Annotated in this window: 19 protein-coding genes and 9 tRNA genes; 23 read left to right on the top strand and 5 right to left on the bottom strand. The window is 43.6% G+C overall.

What is annotated here, in order from left to right:
• Window positions 1–406: 406 nt before the first annotated feature.
• From D4T97_RS18120 to D4T97_RS18140, 5 genes are all read left to right on the top strand, one after another.
• Window positions 407–1,186: a glutamine ABC transporter substrate-binding protein gene (locus tag D4T97_RS18120; RefSeq protein WP_164525635.1), complete on the top strand. Its 780-nt coding sequence runs from the start codon at window positions 407–409 to the stop codon at window positions 1,184–1,186.
• A 205-nt stretch (window positions 1,187–1,391) separates the two neighbouring features.
• Window positions 1,392–2,054 (top strand): amino acid ABC transporter permease, encoded by a 663-nt coding sequence (locus D4T97_RS18125; RefSeq protein WP_126052186.1) that lies wholly within the window; start codon window positions 1,392–1,394, stop codon window positions 2,052–2,054.
• Window positions 2,051–2,773 (top strand): amino acid ABC transporter ATP-binding protein, encoded by a 723-nt coding sequence (locus D4T97_RS18130; RefSeq protein WP_126052187.1) that lies wholly within the window; start codon window positions 2,051–2,053, stop codon window positions 2,771–2,773. The genes D4T97_RS18125 and D4T97_RS18130 overlap by 4 nt, the downstream gene beginning before the upstream one ends.
• 101 nt (window positions 2,774–2,874) lie before the next feature.
• The gene (locus D4T97_RS18135) at window positions 2,875–3,618 is read left to right on the top strand and encodes a YqjF family protein (protein WP_235872304.1); all 744 of its coding nucleotides are present in this window, start codon (window positions 2,875–2,877) and stop codon (window positions 3,616–3,618) included.
• Between the two features lie 219 nt (window positions 3,619–3,837).
• A complete protein-coding gene (locus D4T97_RS18140; RefSeq protein WP_126052188.1) occupies window positions 3,838–6,000 on the top strand; it encodes a bifunctional diguanylate cyclase/phosphodiesterase in 2,163 nt (720 codons plus the stop codon).
• Window positions 6,001–6,206: 206 nt separating this feature from the next.
• Here the strand turns inward: D4T97_RS18140 and D4T97_RS18145 are convergent, their stop codons facing one another.
• Complete coding sequence (locus D4T97_RS18145; RefSeq protein WP_235872306.1) at window positions 6,207–8,351, bottom strand: bifunctional diguanylate cyclase/phosphodiesterase; 2,145 nt, start codon at window positions 8,349–8,351, stop codon at window positions 6,207–6,209.
• Between the two features lie 229 nt (window positions 8,352–8,580).
• On the opposite strand from D4T97_RS18145, the gene cwlD reads away from it, so the two are divergent.
• Together cwlD and D4T97_RS18155 are read left to right on the top strand one after the other, a co-directional pair.
• A complete protein-coding gene (gene cwlD / locus D4T97_RS18150; protein WP_126052189.1) occupies window positions 8,581–9,291 on the top strand; it encodes an N-acetylmuramoyl-L-alanine amidase CwlD in 711 nt (236 codons plus the stop codon).
• A 475-nt stretch (window positions 9,292–9,766) separates the two neighbouring features.
• A complete protein-coding gene (locus tag D4T97_RS18155) occupies window positions 9,767–10,831 on the top strand; it encodes an Mrp/NBP35 family ATP-binding protein (RefSeq protein WP_126052230.1) in 1,065 nt (354 codons plus the stop codon).
• Between the two features lie 104 nt (window positions 10,832–10,935).
• Here the strand turns inward: D4T97_RS18155 and gerD are convergent, their stop codons facing one another.
• Window positions 10,936–11,541 carry a spore germination lipoprotein GerD gene (gene gerD, locus D4T97_RS18160; protein ID WP_126052190.1) on the bottom strand — a complete coding sequence of 202 codons (606 nt, stop codon included), beginning with the start codon at window positions 11,539–11,541 and terminating at the stop codon, window positions 10,936–10,938.
• Window positions 11,542–11,688: 147 nt separating this feature from the next.
• Between gerD and D4T97_RS18165 the strand changes: the two genes are divergently transcribed.
• Window positions 11,689–12,366, top strand: a complete 678-nt coding sequence (locus D4T97_RS18165) for a KinB-signaling pathway activation protein (protein ID WP_126052191.1) — start codon at window positions 11,689–11,691, stop codon at window positions 12,364–12,366.
• A gap of 340 nt (window positions 12,367–12,706) precedes the next feature.
• Here D4T97_RS18165 and D4T97_RS18170 read toward each other — a convergent pair whose 3' ends face one another.
• Entirely contained in the window at window positions 12,707–13,456 is a 750-nt protein-coding gene (locus tag D4T97_RS18170) for a polysaccharide deacetylase family protein (RefSeq protein ID WP_126052192.1), read from the bottom strand.
• A gap of 143 nt (window positions 13,457–13,599) precedes the next feature.
• On the opposite strand from D4T97_RS18170, the gene D4T97_RS18175 reads away from it, so the two are divergent.
• The 3 genes from D4T97_RS18175 to D4T97_RS18185 all read left to right on the top strand — a co-directional run bounded on the left by D4T97_RS18175 (window position 13,600) and on the right by D4T97_RS18185 (window position 14,104).
• Window positions 13,600–13,830: a hypothetical protein gene (locus D4T97_RS18175; protein WP_126052193.1), complete on the top strand. Its 231-nt coding sequence runs from the start codon at window positions 13,600–13,602 to the stop codon at window positions 13,828–13,830.
• Window positions 13,831–13,955: 125 nt separating this feature from the next.
• A tRNA-Asn gene (locus D4T97_RS18180) sits at window positions 13,956–14,030 on the top strand.
• A gap of 1 nt (window position 14,031) precedes the next feature.
• Window positions 14,032–14,104 (top strand) — tRNA-Thr (locus D4T97_RS18185).
• A gap of 99 nt (window positions 14,105–14,203) precedes the next feature.
• On the opposite strand, the gene D4T97_RS18190 is transcribed toward D4T97_RS18185, so the two are convergent.
• Window positions 14,204–14,314, bottom strand: coding sequence for a YjcZ family sporulation protein (locus D4T97_RS18190; RefSeq protein ID WP_126052194.1), 111 nt, complete (start codon window positions 14,312–14,314; stop codon window positions 14,204–14,206).
• 232 nt (window positions 14,315–14,546) lie between these two features.
• On the opposite strand from D4T97_RS18190, the gene D4T97_RS18195 reads away from it, so the two are divergent.
• The 8 genes from D4T97_RS18195 (at window position 14,547) to rocF (ending at window position 16,954) form a co-directional block, all read left to right on the top strand.
• A tRNA-Glu gene (locus D4T97_RS18195) sits at window positions 14,547–14,621 on the top strand.
• Window positions 14,622–14,730: 109 nt separating this feature from the next.
• Window positions 14,731–14,806: transfer RNA gene (locus D4T97_RS18200), tRNA-Val, on the top strand.
• Window positions 14,807–14,822: 16 nt separating this feature from the next.
• Window positions 14,823–14,898 (top strand) — tRNA-Thr (locus tag D4T97_RS18205).
• A gap of 21 nt (window positions 14,899–14,919) precedes the next feature.
• Window positions 14,920–15,004, top strand: a tRNA-Tyr gene (locus D4T97_RS18210).
• Window positions 15,005–15,069: 65 nt separating this feature from the next.
• A tRNA-Gln gene (locus D4T97_RS18215) sits at window positions 15,070–15,144 on the top strand.
• Between the two features lies 1 nt (window position 15,145).
• A tRNA-Lys gene (locus D4T97_RS18220) sits at window positions 15,146–15,218 on the top strand.
• 19 nt (window positions 15,219–15,237) lie between these two features.
• Window positions 15,238–15,310 (top strand) — tRNA-Ala (locus tag D4T97_RS18225).
• Between the two features lie 744 nt (window positions 15,311–16,054).
• Window positions 16,055–16,954: an arginase gene (gene rocF / locus D4T97_RS18230; RefSeq protein ID WP_126052195.1), complete on the top strand. Its 900-nt coding sequence runs from the start codon at window positions 16,055–16,057 to the stop codon at window positions 16,952–16,954.
• Between the two features lie 192 nt (window positions 16,955–17,146).
• On the opposite strand, the gene D4T97_RS18235 is transcribed toward rocF, so the two are convergent.
• Complete coding sequence (locus D4T97_RS18235; protein ID WP_126052196.1) at window positions 17,147–17,326, bottom strand: aspartyl-phosphate phosphatase Spo0E family protein; 180 nt, start codon at window positions 17,324–17,326, stop codon at window positions 17,147–17,149.
• 174 nt (window positions 17,327–17,500) lie between these two features.
• Between D4T97_RS18235 and sigW the strand changes: the two genes are divergently transcribed.
• The 4 genes from sigW (at window position 17,501) to D4T97_RS18255 (ending at window position 21,363) form a co-directional block, all read left to right on the top strand.
• On the top strand, window positions 17,501–18,064 hold the full coding sequence (gene sigW / locus D4T97_RS18240; RefSeq protein ID WP_126052197.1) for an RNA polymerase sigma factor SigW: 564 nt from the start codon (window positions 17,501–17,503) through the stop codon (window positions 18,062–18,064).
• A 17-nt stretch (window positions 18,065–18,081) separates the two neighbouring features.
• On the top strand, window positions 18,082–18,696 hold the full coding sequence (locus D4T97_RS18245) for an anti-sigma factor family protein (protein WP_126052198.1): 615 nt from the start codon (window positions 18,082–18,084) through the stop codon (window positions 18,694–18,696).
• Window positions 18,697–19,301: 605 nt separating this feature from the next.
• Complete coding sequence (gene cdaA / locus D4T97_RS18250) at window positions 19,302–20,126, top strand: diadenylate cyclase CdaA (protein ID WP_126052199.1); 825 nt, start codon at window positions 19,302–19,304, stop codon at window positions 20,124–20,126.
• The gene (locus D4T97_RS18255) at window positions 20,119–21,363 is read left to right on the top strand and encodes a CdaR family protein (protein ID WP_164525631.1); all 1,245 of its coding nucleotides are present in this window, start codon (window positions 20,119–20,121) and stop codon (window positions 21,361–21,363) included. The genes cdaA and D4T97_RS18255 overlap by 8 nt, the downstream gene beginning before the upstream one ends.
• Window positions 21,364–21,444 lie beyond the last annotated feature (81 nt).

Raw genomic sequence — 21,444 nt, forward strand, 5'->3', positions numbered from 1 at the left:
TCTAATTTATGTAGGTATAGCATAACATGACAAATTGTGACTTTGTTTTTCAGTTGTGTAACAAATATATTACGGCGAGTTTCGAAATGTGAGAAATTAAGACTATAAATGAAAAAAACAGCGGTCCTTTTGTCATATGAAAATACATGAAGAGATACTTTTCAGTTTGATAATATACAGCATCCCCTCGCATTCCGGACGAATAGCAAGCATGGAGGTACTAAAGAGTCACGAAACCCTTCAAAAGACAAGTAATCATGTAATTCAGGAAATATAGACACTTTTCTAAAAAGATAATGTTTGTTATAGTAAGTTTAAATGAAAGCACTTACAAAAGTTAAAAGGGGGAGAATTGTACGTGGGAATAAAAAAACGAAGTCTTTGGGGAATTTTGTTGCTTACTTTAATGTTTATGCTTGCCGCTTGCGGCGGTGGAGGATCTGAGAGCACAGGTGGAGGCTCGGACAGCAGCGATAAGGAAAGTGAAAGCAGCGGGGATAGCGGATTGAAAGATACATATACGGTTGCGAGTGATACTTCTTTCGTACCATTTGAATTTAAGGAAGATGGAGAGTATGTCGGCTTCGATATCGATTTGATCAATGCGATCGCTGATGAAGTCGGCTTTGAAATCAAACTGGAAACGACAAACTTTGATGGCATCATCCCTGGCTTGCAGACGGGATCTTTTGATATTGCTATTGCCGGAATAACCATAACTGATGAGCGTAAGAAGACAGTTGATTTCAGTGACCCGTATTATGATGCGGGACTTAGAATAGGTGTTTCTGTGGATAACAGCGATATCAACGGAATTGAAGACCTTAAAGGGAAAACGATTGCGACAAGACTTGGTTCTACAAGCGCCGACTATATTAAAAAGAATATAGAAGGTGCGGAAGCGAGCCAGTTTGAGCAGTTGGACCAGGCGTACTTAGCTGTTGAAAATGGGAGCGCGGACGCCATCCTCTATGATTCTCCAAACGTAGCTTACTATATTCAGACTAAAGGAGAGGACAGCCTGAAGATGGTTGGTGAGCTCTATCAGGCTGAACAATACGGCATCGCCTTCGCCAAGGGACAGGACGAGCTTGTCAGCAAAGTCAATGAAGCATTGGCTACATTGAAGGAAAATAATAAATATGACGAAATCTACGAAAAGTGGTTTGGTGAAAAACCTGAATAAAAAAAGCTTGGAAAGGGTGTAACCGACTTTTGTTACATCCTTTTCTTACATAGAATAATAGTTTTTTAAAATCTAATTGATCTGGCTCGGGCGCTGTTGGTGTTACACATGTGAAAAGGGGAACCGTCATACGGACTTCATGCAATTTTACTTGTTTGTCGAACAGACTGCGCACCTAACGCATTTCTACTAAAGAGGTGAAGCAATGATTGGGAGATTTGATTGGGCGGGAGTCGTTGAATTCCTGCCGGATTTGACAAAAGGACTTTATTACACGCTGCTCATTTCGGTTGTCGGACTATTAATCGGCTTTGCTTTGGGGGCTCTCTTTGGGATTGGAAGGGTTGCCAAGAATAAAGCTTTTTATTACATATCAACTATATACGTTGAGGTGATCCGGGGGACTCCTGTATTGGTTCAAGCGATTTGGATATTCTTTGCCCTTCCTTTGATTATCGGGAAAAACCTGGGCTCCATTACAGCGGGGATCATTGTTATCGCGATTAATTCGGGGGCGTATATTGCGGAGATTGTACGGGGAGCAGTTCAATCAATTGATAAAGGCCAGATGGAGGCCGGGCGGTCCCTGGGGTTGAATCACCAGCAGACGATGCTCCATATCATTTGGCCACAGGCGTTCAAACGAATGATACCGCCACTGGGAAACCAATTCATTATCAGTATCAAGGACACGTCCTTGTTATCCGTCATTCTCGTGCCGGAACTGATTTTCCAGGGACGATTGATTGCGGCTAACCATTTTAATGCGGTGGAAATTTATACGACAGTAGCTCTGTTTTATTTAGTCATCACCTTCAGCTTATCGATGGTTTTACGCTTTTTTGAAAGAAGGTTGGAAACAGAATGATACAAGTCAATAATTTGCATAAAAAATTCGGGGACCTTGAGGTGCTAAGAGGAATTACATGTGAGATTAAGCCGCAAGAAGTGGTTTGCGTCATCGGGCCGAGTGGATCCGGAAAAAGCACCTTTCTCCGCTGTTTGAACATGCTGGAGGAAATGACGGACGGAGATATTGTTATCAATAGCCATCATTTGAATGACCCGAAAACAAATATAAATGTTGTGCGTACAGAAGTGGGAATGGTTTTTCAACAGTTTAATCTGTTTCCTCATAAAACAGTTTTGGAAAACATTACTCTTGCACCGCAAAAGATACGAAAAATAAATAATGCGGAAGCGAAAGCACTTGCCACGGAACTGTTGGAAAAAGTCGGACTAGTTGATAAGGCAAACAGCTATCCAAGACAACTATCGGGGGGACAGCAACAGCGGGTGGCAATTGCCCGCGCGCTTGCAATGCAGCCAAAAGTCATGCTGTTCGATGAGCCGACCTCAGCTCTTGATCCCGAACTTGTCGGCGAAGTGCTGGAGGTCATGAAGCAACTGGCACTCGAAGGCATGACGATGGTCGTTGTCACCCACGAAATGGGATTCGCCCGGGAAGTGGCCGATCGCGTCATATTTATGGATGGGGGAGTCATTGTTGAAGCAGATATACCATCCCAAATTTTTACTGATCCGAAGTCTGATCGGACGAAATCCTTTTTAAATAAGGTTTTGTAAGAAAAGCCCCTGCTATTTCGTTCTACCTTCCTCAATTCGCTTTAAGAAACTAATAAAGGGGAATAAATAAGGAAAGTTCTGAACGGAAGGAGCTTGTTTTGATGCACAAAGAGTTCTCAGAAACATCACAGCGCCCGTTTCATGTACCGCGCAGACCTTGGATCCTGACACAGACGTGGCATCATCTCCTGTTCAGCCATTGGCGGGTGCCAGCAGAAGTTCTTAGTGAACATGTGCCGCGGGAATTTGAAGTTGACCAGTTCGACGGTACTTCGTGGATTGGTCTTACTCCCTTTTGTGCTTCTCATGCAAGGGTGAGAGGGCTTCCCCCGCCTCCTTTTTTTCATTCTTTTTTGGAGTTGAACGTCCGGGTATACGTTACGTACAAAGGAACTCCGGGGATTTATTTTCTAAGCTTGGATGCCGACAGTTGGCCGGTTGTTATTGGAGCCAAGGCAGCCGCATTGCTTCCGTACAAGCACGCATCCATGAGTCTTAAGCAGGAAGAAGAAACAATTCATTTCAGGAGCCGAAGGAAGCATCCCGGAAGCCCAGATGATAGTTTTTCCATCAGCTACAAGCCTGAATCGGATTATTTCATCCCGGCTAGCGGCACTTTGGAATATTTCCTATACGAACGGTACTGTTTCTTTATAAAAAAGGGGAAACATCTATACCGCGGAGATATCCACCATGATCGTTGGCGTGTGTGCGAAGCGGATTTTCTAATTCATAAGAATACGATGGTTTCCTCTTTGCCAAGAACCTATTTTCAGGAACAGCCGCTTGTTCACCTATCCAAGGAAAAGCAGACGTTTGCGTGGCCGTTAATAAAGCTGAAATAAAGAGTCAGGAGTCTCATGCTTCTGGCTTTTTTTGGTGTGTGGTACCCTCTCTACTGCCTTATATGACAGGCTTGTGAAGGAGTTTCTGCTTTTTCTTTTAGAAAGACTAGTGATTAGTACCTAGCATCCTCTCGCCATGCTAAGATAGAGTTAATGGAAAATAGAAAAATAAGGGATTTTTCTACATAGGGAAAACAGGCGATACTGGAGGAAGAACTAATGGCTAAAGAGGGTTTGGCGGTTGAAGATGAATCGGCGGCGTTTCACTTGCATGATTATGAGTTGACTGATCATACGGATTTGGAGGAAGTGCTGAAGGAGCTTGCTGATATCAAATATGCACTGGACCAATCTTCGATTGTCGCGGTGACAGATCAACGCGGAAAAATACTTTATGTTAACGACTTGCTATGTAAAATATCAAAATATAACCGAGATGAACTGGTTGGACATGACCACCGGATACTTAATTCCGGTTATCATGCAAAGGAATTTTTTAAGGAAATGTGGGCGACTATAGGGAGTGGAAAGGTCTGGGAAGGGGAGGTTCGTAATCGGGCAAAGGACGGTTCGCTTTATTGGGTAGACACGACGATTGTGCCTTTTTTAAATGAAAAGGGCAAACCTTACCGGTATATCGCAATTCGGAATGATATTACTTCACGAAAAGAGATGGAAGAGGAAATCAGAAAGAGTGAGGAAAGATACCGTCTCATCACTGAAAACTCCTCCGATTTGATCGCAACTGTCGATGCAGGCGGCAGCTTCCTATACGTATCCCCATCCCACGAGCAATTGTTGGGATATGATTTGACAGCAGTCAGAAACGGGAGCATTTTTGATTTGCTTCATGAAGCAGATCGGAATGGGCTTAAAGAGGAAATAGAACAGCTGGCGGAAAAGAAAAAAGTATCTTCTCAGCTCGAGTTCAGATTAAAAACAAATTCCGGGAAATATATATGTGCGGAGGCCAAGTTGAATTCTATCTTGAATGATTTGGGCCATGTAAGGAAAGTGATGCTTGCTATTAGGGATGTTACGGAAAGAAAGAAATCAGAGCAGAAAATATATCATTTGGCTTTCCATGATACCCTCACAGATTTGCCAAACCGAAGATTATTTATGAATGAGCTGCAAAAAACAATTGTCCGGGTAAAAAAATCATCAAAAGTGGCCGTCATGTTTATCGATTTGGACCGATTCAAATATGTGAATGATTCATGGGGCCATGATACGGGCGACTATATCCTGATGGAAGCGGCTAACCGTATAAAACAATCGCTCCGCTCAACTGACTTTGTTGCCAGAATCGGCGGGGACGAGTTTACGGTGCTTCTCGACAAGGTCAATGATGAAACGGACGTTAAATCGTTGGTTGAAAGAATTCAAAAAAGCTTTGAAGAGCCTGTCCATATACCAGGGAAGGAAATATTTCTTTCGTGCAGCATCGGAATTGCCTTATATCCGGACCATGGAAGAAGTGCCGATGAAATATTAAAAAGAGCCGATACTGCCCTTTATACAGTGAAGGAGCGCGGAAGAAGTGGATATGCTTTATTTAACAATGAAATGGAAGAGAAATCTTTGGAACGGATCCTGCTTGAAGTTGAACTGAGAAAAGCTGTGGAGCTTGGCCAATTTTATTTAGACTACCAGCCAAAGATTGATTTTGCCAAAGGAACATTGATTGGGATGGAAGCACTTGTCCGTTGGAATCACCCTGAGCTCGGTAGGATACCGCCAAACAAATTTATTCCCATTGCTGAAGAAACAGGCTTGATTATTCCGATTGGCGAATGGGTGCTTCGTGAAGCATGCAAGCAAAATAAAAAGTGGCAGGACATGGGATATTCCCCTATAACCGTTTCAGTCAATGTTTCTGTCCGCCAGCTTGAACAGACCGAAATGCTTCATAAGGTGATTGAAGTATTAAATGAAACTGAACTTGATCCAAGATGGCTGGAACTCGAGGTCACTGAGAGCGTCTTTGCCGACCTGGAAAATGCGGCCAACATTTTGGAGGAGATCCGAGGTTTCGGAGTCCGCATATCCGTAGATGATTTCGGTACCGGCTATAACTCTTTCAGCTATATTAAGCATTTGCCTGTTGATACGTTGAAAATAGATGCTTCTTTTATAAGGGACATTCATAAAAACACGGAGAGCAAAGCGATCGTTAATGCCATTTTGACTCTTGCCAAGACGCTGGAAATCAATGTCATTGCCGAAGGGATTGAAAGCAGGGAACAGCTTCAGCTCCTGAACAGCGGCGGGTGCATCCAAGGACAAGGATACCTGTTCAGCAAACCAGTATCCAATGAGATATTCGAAGATTACTTGCGGGACACTAATTTGCTGTTTTCCCAGGAAGCTATAGGATGAAAAAAAGCAGATGGAACGGTGAGACGTGTTCCATCTGCTTCTTAGTTTTTACGGAGTACGTTACGTTCTCTTCGAAAAGCAAAAATGGGCGCTCATTTGGAGTTACTTCCGAAATGAGCGCCCTTCAGCTTCACGTTAACGCATCCAACACGTTGATTTCCGTCAAAAATCTAGCGGCCTGTCATAAGGTGTTGAAGAAGGCTTTATTACGAAAGAATTGGTTCCTTTTCCAAAGCATCTTCAATCTCCTTCAAGGACAGTGGGCTACCCGGCGAGTATCCTTGTATTTGTGCGTAATCATCCCCGTTTATCAATTCCAATTGCAGCTGTTGCTCAATTCCTTCCGCAACTACCTTGATTTCGAGCGCTTGAGCCAGTGATACGACCGCTTTGACAACTGCACGGCCTTTATCGTTCAATTCGATATTTTTAACGAAGGATGGGTCCAGTTTTATGGTGTCTATGGACAAGAGGTGGATGTAGCTGAAGATGGTGGACCCGCTGCCAAACTGATTAATCGACAGATATACCCCTAGTTGTTTAATGGTGTTAAGTAAATCGGCTGCATGATCAAGCCCCGCCAGCTCGGTTTCAGCTACCTCCAACTCAAGCCAGGAGGGATCCACGCCAGTTTCGGACAATATCCCTTCAACGACATTTGAAAAATCCGCCTGCTTTAATTGCTCTCCGAATAATTGAATAGTCATTATTATAGGAGGGTACCCTTGATTTTGCCAAGCTTTACACTGTTCGCATCCCTGTCTCAGCATCCATTCGCCAAGAGGTGGAAGCAGGCCCGTTTCCTTTGCAAGGGAGAGGAGCTTTCCGGGTTCAATCCTTCCCAACTCCGGATGATCCCAGCAAACAAGCAGTTCAACTCCCATTAGGCTGCCGCTATTAGAATCCAACCTCGACTTATATTCCAGTTCAAGCAGTCCTTCCTTGATTGCTATCCGCAAGTCATTCTCCAAAAGGATGCGCTCCAAGGACTCTTTTTCCATATTTTCATTGAAAAAGACATATCCTCTTCGCCCCTGCTCTTTGACGTTATAGAGAGCGGTATCTGCCCTTGTTAAAAGCTTGTCCGCTTCTTTTCCGTCTTCGGGAAAAATGGAAATGCCGATGCTTGCCGACAGGCTGTAAAAGTTGCCTCCCACATCAAACGGACTTAGGAAGCTTATTTGTATTTTTTTCGCAACCTGTTCAACTTTTTCCTGATCAGGGTTGTTTGTTAAAATAATTGTGAATTCGTCGCCGCCCAAACGAGATACGATATCGGTCGGCGCGATTGTTTCCCTAATCCTTCGAGCTGCTTCCATTAAGACAAGGTCCCCGGCGTCATGTCCCCATGTGTCATTGATATATTTAAAGCGGTCAAGATCCATAAACATGACAGCTAATCCGGTCGTATTTTCATCTCTGACCGCACTCCTGAGCTTTGTCATGAACAGTCGCCTGTTGGGCAGCCCGGTTAATGCATCATGGTAAGCAAAATGTTTGAGCATCCTCTCTGATTTTTTCCGTTCTGAGATATCGCTCATGACAACGACAATATTTTTAATGCTTCCGTTTTGCCGCAATACGGGATTGGCCTTCATTTTTACATAAATGTAGTCTCCCGATACAGTACGGATGCGAAACTCCAAATGGCAAGAAGCGCCTTTATTCCCAATGATCTCTTTTAACTCCGTATCTACTGTTTCCCGGTCTTCCGAATGTACTAACTCCAGGAAAGGGGATGTTTCCATTTCTTTCAGGTCGTAACCCAACAGGGAATAAAATGATGGGGATACATAAAGAAATTGTTTATCTGTATTAATTATTGAAATTAAGTCAAGAGAGTTTTCTGTAATTATACGGAATTTTTTATCCTTGCTATTCCTGATTTCTTCCTCCATTTGTTTCCTGGCGGTGATGTCATCCCTGATGGAAACGTATTGATAAGGTTTCCCATTGTCATTTAAGAAGGGGACAATGGTCGTATCCACCCAATAAAATGTATCGTCTTTCGCTCTGTTTTTGACTTCTCCACGCCAAATTTTTCCGGCCCCGATTGTTGCCCATAGCTCTTTGAAAAATGCTTTTGGATGGTAATGAGAATTCAATATCTTGTGATCTTGGCCTAATAATTCCTCGCGGTCATACTTCGAAATCCGGCAAAATTGATCGTTCACGTACTGTATAACTCCACGCCGGTCTGTAATGGCAACAATAGAAGACTGATCCAAGGCATATTTGACATCGGAAAGCTCCTTAAACAACCGTTGAATTTTTTCATTGTCCTCAAAAACGACCCCATCTAAATAAGGGCTGTTAAATGACTCATATGTAAACGTGGGCTTCATATCCATATTTTCTCTCCTAAAATGGATGTTTTAATAATGGCCGTGGGCATAAAAAGGGCATTTTATCAAATGTTAATTTAATTTTATTCTATTATAGGCATTAGTGTCTATGAGTTTTTAACCACAACGGTGACAGAACGGTAAACGTTTCCAGGGTAGTTTTTTGTTTGTGTTCTAAATAAGGATCTTGTCCCATATTCTGTTGTGAGGAAAGCATTGCAAAGGGGAAGATCGCATGCGGAGAAAAACGAAAATCATTTTTTTTATCATTGGAACTGCACTTATTTTTCTGATTGTCCAATATCAATTTATTCCAAGGGATTCGTTTGATACATGGAACCTGCCGTTGGCGGGTAAAATCATATACCTGGACCCGGGGCATGGCGGTCCTGATGGGGGAGCTGGCGATCGTGAGGCGCTTGAGAAGGATATTGCCCTTGAAGTGGCCGTTAAATTGAGGGATTATCTTCAGGGGCAGGGGGCACTCGTCCTGATGACGAGGGAGGCGGATAAAGATTTGGCGGATCCGGATATAAGCGGGCTGAGCAGAAGGAAATCGGCTGATTTGAAAAAACGGCTGGAACTGGTCAATGAATCGGATGCAGACTTATTTATAAGTATCCACTTGAATTCTATCCCTTCCCCAAGATGGAGAGGGGCACAAACCTTTTATTCACCGCACTTGGTAGAAAATAAACGAGCGGCTAAATTAATACAGGAAGAGCTGGTTATCAGTCTGGAAAATACGGATCGGAAGGCGAAAATCATTGAAAATATATATTTGATCAAGCACTCAAAGAAGCCGGGCGCCTTGGTTGAAATCGGCTTTTTATCGAATCCCGGTGAGCGGGCCTCCTTAATGGAAGATGGTTATCAGGAAAAGGTGGCGGCAGCAATATATAGGGGAGTAATGAGGTATTTTACGAAAGAAAAATTGAAAGAATAATAAGAGAGGGCATCGCGCAATCCATCGTAGGGTTGCGCGGTTATTTTTTATAAGCCGTTGGGTTATTCAGGTTTAGGGGACTGAGCATAGTCGAAAACTTTGGGTGGCGGCTTTTATATACTGTTGCCTTTTTGGAAATACTATCTGGATTGAGGCAATACTCATTTAGCGAATTCCTTTTGGGATACGGGAATACTCTTGGAGTTCAAGAAATGTTCGACGAGTAAATATCTCTCAGACTCACGAAATTCACCCAGATTCGAGAAATACTGCCTTGGTTGAGGAAACAATATACCGTGCGGAGGAATATTCTCCTCATCCAGGAAATGCTGCTAGTTTCGGATCTTTACTTTCCACTTTGCAATCCAAACAATCCACTTTTCATTAACATGTTCCGAGACGTCTATTCTTAGAAAACGGCACGGATATGATATACTTAGGCAAGAATCAAATCGAAAAAAGGACGGTGCAAAAATTGGTTACTGAACAACAGGCAATCGAGATTCTTAAGCAATTAAAGGATCCGCTTTTACATAAGACGTTAGAGGAAACAAATGGAATTGAAGAAGTCAAGGTGAAAGAAGAGAAGGAGCATATCAGTGTAAAAATTGCTCTGGCTAAGACCGGAACCCCGGAACAGATGCAGCTTCAGTCTCAAATCGTGGAGGCGTTGAAGGAAGCCGGTGCTGCAACGGTCGGCATCCGGTTTACGGATTTGCCGGAAGAAGAGCTGGAGAAGCACCGTGCAGCTGGAGCCATTCCTGATGAAACGGCAGGAGGGTTGCTTTCACCTGACAGCAAGACGACAGTCATTGCTATTGCCAGCGGAAAAGGCGGCGTTGGAAAATCAACTGTTTCGGTTAACCTGGCAGTTGCCTTGGCACGCCTTGGCAAAAAGGTGGGCCTTGTGGACGCGGACATTTACGGTTTCAGCGTACCGGACATGATGGGGATCACGGAACGGCCGGTTGTGAGAGGGAAAAAAATCCTTCCTGTTGACCGTTTTGGTGTGAAGGTCATCTCCATGGCGTTCTTCGTGGAAGATAACGCTCCGGTTATCTGGCGTGGGCCAATGCTTGGAAAGATGCTCAACAACTTCTTTACGGAAGTGGACTGGGGCGACTTGGATTACCTGCTGCTGGACCTGCCTCCTGGAACAGGGGATGTTGCGCTTGATGTCCATACAATGCTTCCGAGCACGAAGGAAATCATCATAACGACTCCGCATCCGACAGCTGCATTTGTTGCTGCACGTGCTGGTGCGATGGCGCTTCGGACGAACCATGAAATCCTTGGCGTAATCGAAAACATGTCCTATTTCGAAAGCAAGTTGACGGGCGAAAAGGAATATGTCTTTGGACAAGGCGGGGGAGAGAAGCTTGCGGATGAGCTTCGTACAGAACTTCTTGGAAAACTTCCGCTTCAGCAGCCGGATTGGGATGAAGAGGATTTTGCTCCGTCTATTTACGATGAATCACATAAGCTTGGGCAAATTTATAAAGATATTGCTGGAAAAGTCATTCAGGCACTTGCTAAATAATAATTGCGGCATTGCATAAGAAAAGCTGGGATTTGGGTCTTACCCCAATCCCAGCTTTTTTATCTGGAGGATGTTTGGCCGGGAAAAGCTTCCTCTTTGGAAGCTTAAGGACCGCCGCCCCCTCCGCCTTGATCTCCCTGCTTTTTCTCGCCGCCTTTGTCACCCTTTTTTTCCGAGGCGACCTTCTTTAACATGTCTTCTATTTTCGCTTTGTAAAGCGGACTTTCAAGTGTATCCGTCACAACTTCGCGCATCTGTTCCCTGAACTCTTTGCTCTTAAGCGCTTCGGATAAATCTTTTTGAAAGACGGGGTCCTTCAAAATATCCATGACCATTCCTTGGTATTCGGGATCTTTCATCAATGATTTCAGAAGCTGTTCATTTTGCTTTTTCATGCTTTTTGCCATGGATTCAGCAAATTTTGGGTCTTCGAGGGCCTTTTTCCAAAATTCCTGCCCTTTTTCCGAAACAAGTGTTTTTTCAATGGTTTCCTTGACAACAGCTTGATCCATCACCATATGTTTTTTTATTTCTTCATCAGCCACTATATCTTTGACTGCTTTTTTTCCTTCATCTGTTTTTAAAATATCCACCATCATTTTTTTCGTCTGATCATAGTCTGGTGGTGGCGCGGCTTCAAGGGCTTTACCGCCGCAGGCGGCGAGTTGGACCGAGCAGACGAGGAGCAGCAGGATGATTCCTTTTTTCATGGAAAACGCTCCTTTCCTAATGTTTCACCATTACTTTTAATATGGGACTTTGTGAAGAATTTATGCACATTCGCTCGAGTAATGGCTTTTTTGAAAAAAGGTTGATAAAATCGTGTAGACAAGAATAATAATTGGAGGATTAGGTCAGTGACAATCCGAAATTGGCTGCGTTTTTTCTTTTCGACACTTTTTCTGGGCGGAATCATTACCGGTGTATTAGGATTTTTAATCCGGTGGAGTGAATTCCAGCCATATTTTACAGAAATGAATATAGGAGCTATTTTTTCTACGTTTATTTGGCTTGTAGGCGTTGGGTTTATATTCAGCGTTGTAAGCCAAGTCGGCTTTTTTGCTTATTTATTTATCCATCAGTTCGGACTGGGCGTTTTCCGTTCGCTCTCATTATGGAATGCCGTTCAGATTTTTCTCATTATCGTTGTTCTGTTTGATTTGGTATACCTTCGCTTTCAAAAATTTGCAGGTAAAGAGGAGAGCTTGCTTCCGTATATCGGGCTTGCCATCTTTATCTTAATTGCGGGCTTGATTACCGCATATTTCAAAGCGAAGACAACTTCCAGGACAACTTTTGTTTCGGCATTGTTTTTCATGGTCGTTATTACAATTTTGGAATGGCTGCCTGTGTTGCGGACAAATGATGAGGGCTGGCTCTTCTTGGTGATTTTCCCTCTAATTGCCTGTAATGCGTACCAACTTTTGGTGCTGCCAAAATATAACCGGCTATCTGAAGAGGACACGGCGCGAAGACTTGCTGCTAAAAAGAATATGACGGCAAAAGCTGGAACAGAAAAGGCGAACCGCACGTAGCGGTTCGCTTTTTTTGCTGTAAAGCGTACTATAAAATTCTTCGACTGTGTATAACTAGTTTAATCAAAATATGCTACGTCAAGCTCCAGCACCTATCGACTAACAGACTTCGCGCCTTCGGTGCTCCTGCGGCGCAGCATATTCGATGAGGGGAAGCTCACCTTGTCGCAAAGCTGCACGAAACAAATTCAAAAAAGTTTCACATGATGAGATTAAAGTTAGTAGCTTCCCTGTGGTGTAATTACTCCTCGGGAATCGTCTTGTTGGCCTACGCTGATCAAGGCATTTCCGTATTTCGGCTCAGTCAGTACGTCGATGAACAGGCGCTTTCGTTAGTTCATTAAGGTATCAACGTTGTCTTCACTTTTCCATTGGCAATCATATAGGAGACTGTCACCATTTCATCTTTTTTGTTTATGAGAGCAAGCACCTCGGGCAAAGCTTTGGCAGTCTGCGTTGCTGAATCTGAGGCGTGCATTAAAATGATGTCTCCTTTTTTCACCTTGCTGACGTTTTTAATAATTGCATTAACACCAGGATTTTTCCAGTCCTGCGAGTTCAGACTCCAATGAACGACGGTCAATCCCATATCTTCGGCGATTTTGAGCGTACGCTTATCAAAATGGCCAGTCGGGGATCGGAGAAGTTTAACTTCTTTTATGTCGAGCTTTTTTAAAATTTCGAGTGACCGGTCGATATCCCGTCTTACCTGCTGATCCTCAAGTTCGGTGTAATCCTCATATGCATACCCAAGACTTCCGATTTCAAATCCCGCCTCTTTTATTTTTTCAACAACCTCTGGATGTCTCTCTGCCCACGCACCGGATAAGAAGAATGTTGCCGATTGGACCTTTTTCTCTTCAAGTACTTTTAAAATGGGCTCAGCTTGAATATCACCCCATCCGATATTAAACGTAAGAGCAACTCCTTTTTCCCCTTTATAAATCGCTTTAGGCTCATCTTTCGCGGACAGGACGGGAAACTGTACGATTGATTGGGAAAAATAAAAAAGCGCGGTGAAAAACGAAATCATCACAATGAGAAACCCTTGTTTGATCCTTCTTCCGCTTACTGTAACAAAAAAATTCATCTCATCACCTTCAATCATCCATCCTTGTACAATCTATGCTTGAACTGTTGATCCGTATGCCTAAAAGACCCAAAAGAATTGGCGTATGAAGCTAAGTGATTTGGGGATAGCTATGAATACAAATTCATGGAGAGGTGTAAGTCATGTACGGAATGCTGATCAATGAAAAGGAAAAAGAAGAAGTTATTTACTTGTTAAAACGTGAGATGGATGAGATTTTATTTGATTTAAAAGATGAACGTATCGAGCACATTGTAAAAAGGGCGATGGAAGAAAGATACAAAACGATTTTTTCGCTATTCAAACGTCTTGCAGGACATAGGGAATGCATGCAATATATACTGCCCGTCGGAGGAGCTGGACGGAGGAATTGATAAAAAATTATTGACATACACCAAGCGCGCTTGCTATATTTACCTCATCCATTTTTATTTTATATAGAAACTCTTGAAAAATATCATAAATTGATTATAATAAGAGTTGGCTTGTCCATGATTATTCCGCAGTAGCTCAGTGGTAGAGCTATCGGCTGTTAACCGATCGGTCGTAGGTTCGAATCCTACCTGCGGAGCCATGCTTCCATAGCTCAGTTGGTAGAGTGCATCCATGGTAAGGATGAGGTCGCCGGTTCAAGCCCGGCTGGAAGCTTTAAAAGTTGTTGGGGCTCCCTTTATTTGGGAGCCCTGTCTAATCAAAACATTTGCTGACAAATAGTTTTCTCTCTGATGAAAAAGGGGTTAAGCCGGCTTACCACCAGCCATATCCGCCAACAAAGCTAGCGCCCACAATGATCAAGAGAATGAACAAAACAACGATAAACGCGAATCCACCATATCCATAACCTACACCTGCACTCATAATAGAGGCACCTCCTTGGGTATATATATTGATTATTAGTTTATGTAGGAATAGGTCCCAAGTGCAAACCAGTTAGGATTCAAATGAAAAATGTGCTAATTCACTATATTGGCCAAATATTTAATGGGAAAAACAGAAAATGAAAATTTTATTTAAAAAAGTTTTAAATAGGTGTTGACAAGTAAGTCTGTATTAACTATACTCTGTATTGTGCTTTAAAAAAATACTTAACGGCCCCTTGGTCAAGCGGTTAAGACACCGCCCTTTCACGGCGGTAACACGGGTTCGAATCCCGTAGGGGTCACCATTCTTTTTTATGAAGATGCTAACACTGCTCATCACAATTTTAATAGCGGATGGCATGCTAAGAGCGCGACATCCTGTCGCAACGCATGCACTTGTACATCCTGTACTTCGGAGGATTAGCTCAGCTGGGAGAGCACCTGCCTTACAAGCAGGGGGTCGGCGGTTCGAACCCGTCATCCTCCACCATTTTACAATATGGCTTGCCGGCCTAGCTCAATTGGTAGAGCAACTGACTTGTAATCAGTAGGTTGGGGGTTCAAGTCCTCTGGCCGGCACCATTTTTTATTTTGCCTTTTTTAGGTGGGGTAGCGAAGTGGCTAAACGCGGCGGACTGTAAATCCGCTCCCTCCGGGTTCGGCGGTTCGAATCCGTCCCCCACCACCATTTACATATATCAGGAATATAAAAAAAATTAACGGGTAATATACTTAATGTGTTTTTTATAGCGATGGGCTATAGCCAAGCGGTAAGGCAACGGACTTTGACTCCGTCATTCGTTGGTTCGAATCCAGCTAGCCCAGCCAAGAGCCATTAGCTCAGTTGGTAGAGCATCTGACTTTTAATCAGAGGGTCGCAGGTTCGAATCCTGCATGGCTCACTTTTTTATTTTCCATATCGGGGCCTTAGCTCAGCTGGGAGAGCGCCTGCTTTGCACGCAGGAGGTCAGCGGTTCGATCCCGCTAGGCTCCATCTTAAAGTCTTGTGTCTATGTGACATGGGGCTTTTTTCTTTTGAAAAATATTGGCCTAGGATGGGCATGAAATGGTCTGCGTGTTCGGAAAAATAATTTGGATGCGTCTGAGTGAATGACCGGTCACGTTCTGGATATTCGTTCCCGTTCAAGTGGAAAACGCGAGTGAAGGGGCACGAATCCGCGTTATTCCTTCCCGTTCAGGCGGAAAACGCGAGTGAAGGGGCACGAATCATCGATATTCCTTACTGTTCATGGAAGGCAAAGAATCCCTTTACTGGTTTTTCCTCAGCGCTTGTCTTATGTTAGTCGCCGATAACCAGGCACTCTCGCACTTCCTTATCCTTTATCTCGTCGAAGGCACTCCAGTTTGTACGTCGATGGACAGGCACCTCCGCTTTTCTGCATTGTCCAGCTCCAGGGCCTAGCCCCTCGAGGTCACAAGCCATTTCCCTGTGGTGGCTAAAGAACTGCCTCCTCGGGAAACGTCTTGTGCTTGTCGGGGCTGATCAAGGCGCTTCCGCCTTTCTGCATTGTCCAGCTCCGGTCGGCAGGGGCTCGAGGTCGCTTCGGAAAAACCAATGAAGGCAAAGAGCGCCTTCACTTGTTTTTCCTCCAGCGCTTGTCGCCCCTAAGCGGCCGCCCTCCGCCTTTCTGCATATATATTCACTTTTTTGTCCAGTTGAGTCATTTGTCAATATCGGGATAAAATATAGGCATTATGTTGGTGAAGGAGCGAGCCTATGAGAAAGAAACTCTCGATTATCGGGATGCCGATGGATCTTGGACAAATGCGCAGGGGCGTGGACATGGGGCCGAGTGCGATGAGATATGCAGATGCGGTCAAACGCCTTGAAAGCATAGGGTATGAGGTTGAGGACATGGGAGATATCCATGTGGACCATATAGATGAAGAGAGGAATGTTCAGCCTTCCTTGAGAAATTTGAAAGCGATAACGAAAGCGGCTTCACGTTTGGCTGGCTGTGTTGACTCCATTATCAAAAAAGGGAGTTTCCCGCTAGTGCTTGGTGGCGATCACAGCATAGCGATTGGTACGCTTGCCGGTGCAGCGCAAAATTATGACAATTTGGGGGTCATTTGGTACGATGCTCACGGTGACTTAAACACGGACGAAACGTCCCCCACGGGTAATATCCATGGAATGCCTTTAGCCGCAAGCCTTGGCTTTGGACATTCGCAGCTGACCGGTGTTGGGGGCTTTCATCCGAAAGTGAAACCTGAGAACGTCGTCATTATCGGTGCCCGGGACTTGGATCAGGGCGAAAGGGACTTGATCAAGGAGCATTCTATCAAAGTATATACAATGCATGAAATTGACCGCTTGGGAATGACTAAGGTGATGGAAGAGACAATCGATTACCTGAAGGGGAAAACGGATGGTGTTCACTTATCGCTTGATTTGGATGGTTTGGACCCGCATGATGCACCGGGTGTGGGCACTCCTGTTCTGGGCGGCATCAGTTATCGCGAAAGTCATTTGGCAATGGAAATGCTTGCTGAGTCAGAAATCATCACTTCGGCAGAATTTGTAGAGGTCAACCCCATTTTAGATGAGAAAAATAAGACGGCGGAAGTAGCAGTGGCCTTGATGGGGTCATTATTCGGCGAAAAGCTTTTATAATAGCATGATTACTAGTAAATAGGCCTGTAATTAAAGCTTGATCAGTCTTTAGAGGAACCAGCAATTATTTATATGGTCATAACATATTTTCCGAAATAAAAAACCCGCTCTTTAATAAAGGGGGGCGGCGTGAGGTTGGTTTTACTTGAAAAGTAAAAACTTCTACGTAGAAAACAAGCAGCAGTTCATTATTTATGAACTGCTGCTTGCATGTTTTTGCCAGATTGAATGATATCTATTCAGTAATTGGTCCAATTGATCGCTTAGGCGCACGACGCGTTCATCCGCAAAGGACCGGGAAAGTCCCAATTCAACCATTTCTTTTCTTCTTTCTTCAATTTCCTCTAACAACAATTCGTGTTCGTTTATCATAGCTATCCCTCACAAAACTAATAATTAATTACTGTTTAGCCGTTTTTGCAAAAATTAAACCATTTGACCCACAACTGTAAAAATTTGTTATGATAAAAGATGAATAACTTATGAAACCTTTTATTGAATGATTCGTATATAAAGAGAACCGCGTTGGCGGGAGGGTTAAATGAGATGGATAAGCTGGTGAATCAAAGGATCAAGCAAGTTTTAAAAGGCGATCAGGAAGCGTTTGGTGAAGTCGTAGAAATCTACAAAGACAGGATTTTCTCTTTATGCTACCGGATGCTAGGCAATCGGCATGAAGCAGAGGATATTGCACAGGAGGCATTTGTCCGGGCCTATGTTAATATCGAAAGCTTCCAGTTGAACCGCAAGTTTTCCACCTGGCTGTACAGAATTGCCACGAATCTTTGCATTGATCGGATTAGAAAGAAAAAGCCTGATTATTTTCTGGATGCTGAAATTGCAGGAACCGAAGGATTGACTTTATATTCACAATTGGCTGCAACAGGAAAGTCGCCTGATGCAGAAGTTGAAACTTTGGAACTTCAGGAAATTGTGCAAAATGAAATTTTGCGATTGCCGGACAAATATAGATCGGTTATTATTCTTAGATATATTGATGACCTTTCGCTAAACGAAATCGCAGAAGTTCTCGAAATGCCACTTGGTACGGTGAAAACAAGGATTCACCGCGGCAGGGAAGCGCTTCGCAAAAGGTTGCACAATATGTGAGAAAGGTGAGAAGGAAATTGAGGACTTGTTCAGAAGAGATTGTTCTCTATATGCAGGAATACCTGGACGGGAATCTGACACAAGATAAAGAGCTTGAATTGAAGAACCACTTGCAAAAATGTCAAGCCTGCCAATCGCATTTTCAAGAATTGAAAAGAACAGAAGCTTTGGTGAAAAGTGTTTCCCGGATTGCAGCGCCTGCTCACTTTACAAACCAGGTTATGGCCCGCCTCCCGAAAGAAAAAAATATCGTGGGATTCAAGCGTTGGTTCCGACATCATCCCATGTTGATTGCTGTATCATTATTCGTTTTATTAATGGGAGGAAGTCTTGTAAGCGGATGGAATGATGATCAAAAATTCGCATTCACGAAAAAGCCGAACATTATTGTGGAAAATGATACAGTGATTGTTCCGGAAGGCGAAGTAGTAGAAGGCGATCTTGTTGTAAAAAACGGGAATGTAAGAATAGAAGGTGAAGTTAACGGAAACGTCACGGTTATCAATGGGGAGAAATATATGGCTTCTGCAGGGAACGTGACTGGAAATATAGATGAAATTGATAAGATGTTTGAATGGATTTGGTATAAGATGAAAGAAGGCGGTAAAAAAGTGGGCCAATTATTCAAATAAAACTAACGGGACTGCGACATGCAGTCTTTTTTTTATAAGATAAGAAGGCGTAAAATTATATGAAACATTTTTTTAAATGATGATGTCAAGCTCCAGCCCCATTGCTTATTTGAAGAACACCTGTTCAACTCGTCGTAAAGCTGCACATGATGTGATCAAAGTCAGTAGCTTCCCGGTGGTGGCTGAAAAGCTGCCTCCTCGGGAATCATCTTGATTGCCCGGGCTGGGCGCTTGCGCTTTTCAAATGGTAAGATAGGATAAAGTATGACTAAGTTTCTGTCAGGGAATATGTGTTATGTCTAGCTCCAACGGACAAGAGATTCTAGTGCTACCGACACAGAAGTGCAAGCGAAGCGACAGGATGTCGCGCACTTGAGCCTACGGAAGCCACAGGAAGTGGCGTTCTAAAGCGGCCAGGCGCCGCCGGCGTGTGCTTGTCGCCTTAGGCTGCGCTCCTTGCGTTTTTCTTAATAAATTAAACCGGATTGACATATTGGCGTCACTGCCTCCATATCCGTTTTTATGTTATAATAAATTAGTTTATAATTTGTGTGATGAATTACAGCAGACTTGTCAGCGCTTAAAAATTAGATGGAGGAAAGATTATGCCGTTTGCCGACTTTTCAATTATGGACTACTTGTCCCGCATAGTAGATATTTTCCTCGTTTGGTACGTTATATATAAGCTGCTTATGATTATACGCGGCACAAAAGCTGTACAGCTTTTAAAAGGTATTTTTGTCATCATTATTGCCAGGTTTGTCAGTGAATACCTGAATTTGCATACATTGAGTTGGATATTGGAGAATGCTATAACATGGGGTTTCCTCGGTGTTATTATCATATTCCAGCCGGAGTTGCGGCGCGCCCTGGAACAATTGGGACGCGGAAGTATTTTTACTAGAGGTGGTATTCAGGAAGAAGAGGAGTTGAAACAAAGAGTAACTGCAATCACAGATGCCGTCAGTTACATGGCGAAGCGCCGAATCGGTGCTTTGATCTCTATCGAACGTGAAACCGGCATGGGCGATTACATAGAGACTGGCATCCCTCTTGAATCCAAGCTGACTTCGCAACTTCTAATCAATATTTTCATTCCGAATACGCCGTTGCATGACGGAGCAGTTGTCATACAAAAAAATCAAATAGCCGCCGCTGCCTGTTATCTCCCCTTGTCCGAAAGCCCGTTCATTTCGAAAGATCTCGGTACAAGACACAGGGCAGCCGTAGGGATCAGTGAAGTGACGGATGCTTTGACAATAGTTGTTTCAGAAGAAACAGGCAGTGTATCCGTAGCACAGCACGGTGAGTTATACAGGGAATTGTCGCCTGAAGAGTTCCAGGAACTTTTGGAGAAAGCTTTGGGCAATGAAGCAAAGCAGACTTCCTCATCGCTTTGGAAAAGAAAGGGGAAGAAACAAAATGGATAAATTCATGGATAATCCTTGGTTCGTCCGAATCGTGGCCATGGCTCTTGCTCTGCTTTTGTTCCTCTCCATACAGGATTTGGGGAATAAAAGTGAAGGCTCGAGACCGAACGGGATGGAAAGTAATGAAGTGGAAACGATCACCGCTGTCCCACTTGAGAAATATTATGATTCCGAAAACCTTGTTGTCACGGGGATGCCTGATACGATCGAGGTGACGATTGAAGGGCAAAGAAGGTTTGTCGAGGCAACTAAGCGGCAAAGAGATTTTACTGTCTACGTGGATTTATCTGATTTAAGCATTGGAAACCATCGGGTTCCGATTTTATATAAAGATTTTTCAGAGAAACTGAAGGTGAAGGTAGAGCCTGTATATGTGGAGGTATCCATTCAGGAGAAAGTGACACAGGAATTTCCGGTGGAACCTGAATTCAATAATAATATACTCGCTGAAGGATTTGAAGCGGAGCAGCCAATTGTTGAACCGAACAGAGTCCGCATCACAGGCGGAAAAGAAACGCTTGAAAAAATTTCCTATGTCAAAGCATCAATCGATGCAAAAGGGCTGATTGAAGAAACAATCAAACGGGATACCAAAGTGACTGTCCTTGATCGAGATTTAAACAAGCTTGATGTCTTTGTTGATCCAGAGTATGTAACAGTGACCGTCCCGGTCAATAATCCAAGGAAAACAGTCCCTATAAAAATTAAGCAGGTCGGATCTCCTCCTGACGGGACTGTCATTAAACGTATGGAAGGCGATATCGAAGAGGTCATGATTTTCGGCTGGACAGATAACTTACAGTCAGTCAATGAAATAGAAGTGGAAGTTGACGTCAGTGAAGTGACCAAGGATGTAGAGTTGGATGTGCCGATCAAGAGACCGGAGGGCATCAATAAGATCACTCCCGAAAGAGTCAAAGTGAAAATCGTGACTGACAAGGCGAAAAATGCAGAGACAAATTTGAGTGAAGTGCCGATTGAAAGCAAGGGTCTGGCAGACAGCCTGGATGTGGAATTCTTATCGCCCGTTGATGGAGCTGTATCAATAAAAGTGGTAGGAAACAAGGATGAGTTGAAAAAGGCTCAAGAGGGCGATTTTGAGGTATTCATGAACATGCAAGGCCTTCGAGTCGGAGACCATGAAGTGAACTTGGAAGTAAAAGGGCCCAAAGATATCAAATGGGAACTGTCGACAGAGAAAGCAAAAGTACGGCTAAAGGAAAAAGGAACTGTTTAAACAAAGGGAGGATGTGTTTCAAGATACTCCCAATGAACAAAAAAATGTTTAGACAAGTGTGAAAGAAGGAGCGATTCTAAC

The organism is Siminovitchia acidinfaciens (assembly GCF_003605385.1).
In the GTDB taxonomy this organism is placed as follows: Bacteria; Bacillota; Bacilli; order Bacillales; family Bacillaceae_C; genus Siminovitchia; species Siminovitchia acidinfaciens.

Coding starts and splice junctions, on each gene's coding strand:
- D4T97_RS18120 (WP_164525635.1), top strand. CDS start 407: ATGTTTATGCTTGCCGCTTGCGGCGGTGGAGGATCTGAGAGCACAGGT.
- D4T97_RS18125 (WP_126052186.1), top strand. CDS start 1,392: ATGATTGGGAGATTTGATTGGGCGGGAGTCGTTGAATTCCTGCCGGAT.
- D4T97_RS18130 (WP_126052187.1), top strand. CDS start 2,051: ATGATACAAGTCAATAATTTGCATAAAAAATTCGGGGACCTTGAGGTG.
- D4T97_RS18135 (WP_235872304.1), top strand. CDS start 2,875: ATGCACAAAGAGTTCTCAGAAACATCACAGCGCCCGTTTCATGTACCG.
- D4T97_RS18140 (WP_126052188.1), top strand. CDS start 3,838: ATGGCTAAAGAGGGTTTGGCGGTTGAAGATGAATCGGCGGCGTTTCAC.
- D4T97_RS18145 (WP_235872306.1), bottom strand. CDS start 8,351: ATGGATATGAAGCCCACGTTTACATATGAGTCATTTAACAGCCCTTAT.
- cwlD (WP_126052189.1), top strand. CDS start 8,581: ATGCGGAGAAAAACGAAAATCATTTTTTTTATCATTGGAACTGCACTT.
- gerD (WP_126052190.1), bottom strand. CDS start 11,541: ATGAAAAAAGGAATCATCCTGCTGCTCCTCGTCTGCTCGGTCCAACTC.
- D4T97_RS18170 (WP_126052192.1), bottom strand. CDS start 13,456: ATGAATTTTTTTGTTACAGTAAGCGGAAGAAGGATCAAACAAGGGTTT.
- D4T97_RS18175 (WP_126052193.1), top strand. CDS start 13,600: ATGTACGGAATGCTGATCAATGAAAAGGAAAAAGAAGAAGTTATTTAC.
- D4T97_RS18190 (WP_126052194.1), bottom strand. CDS start 14,314: ATGAGTGCAGGTGTAGGTTATGGATATGGTGGATTCGCGTTTATCGTT.
- rocF (WP_126052195.1), top strand. CDS start 16,055: ATGAGAAAGAAACTCTCGATTATCGGGATGCCGATGGATCTTGGACAA.
- D4T97_RS18235 (WP_126052196.1), bottom strand. CDS start 17,326: ATGATAAACGAACACGAATTGTTGTTAGAGGAAATTGAAGAAAGAAGA.
- sigW (WP_126052197.1), top strand. CDS start 17,501: ATGGATAAGCTGGTGAATCAAAGGATCAAGCAAGTTTTAAAAGGCGAT.
- cdaA (WP_126052199.1), top strand. CDS start 19,302: ATGCCGTTTGCCGACTTTTCAATTATGGACTACTTGTCCCGCATAGTA.
- D4T97_RS18255 (WP_164525631.1), top strand. CDS start 20,119: ATGGATAAATTCATGGATAATCCTTGGTTCGTCCGAATCGTGGCCATG.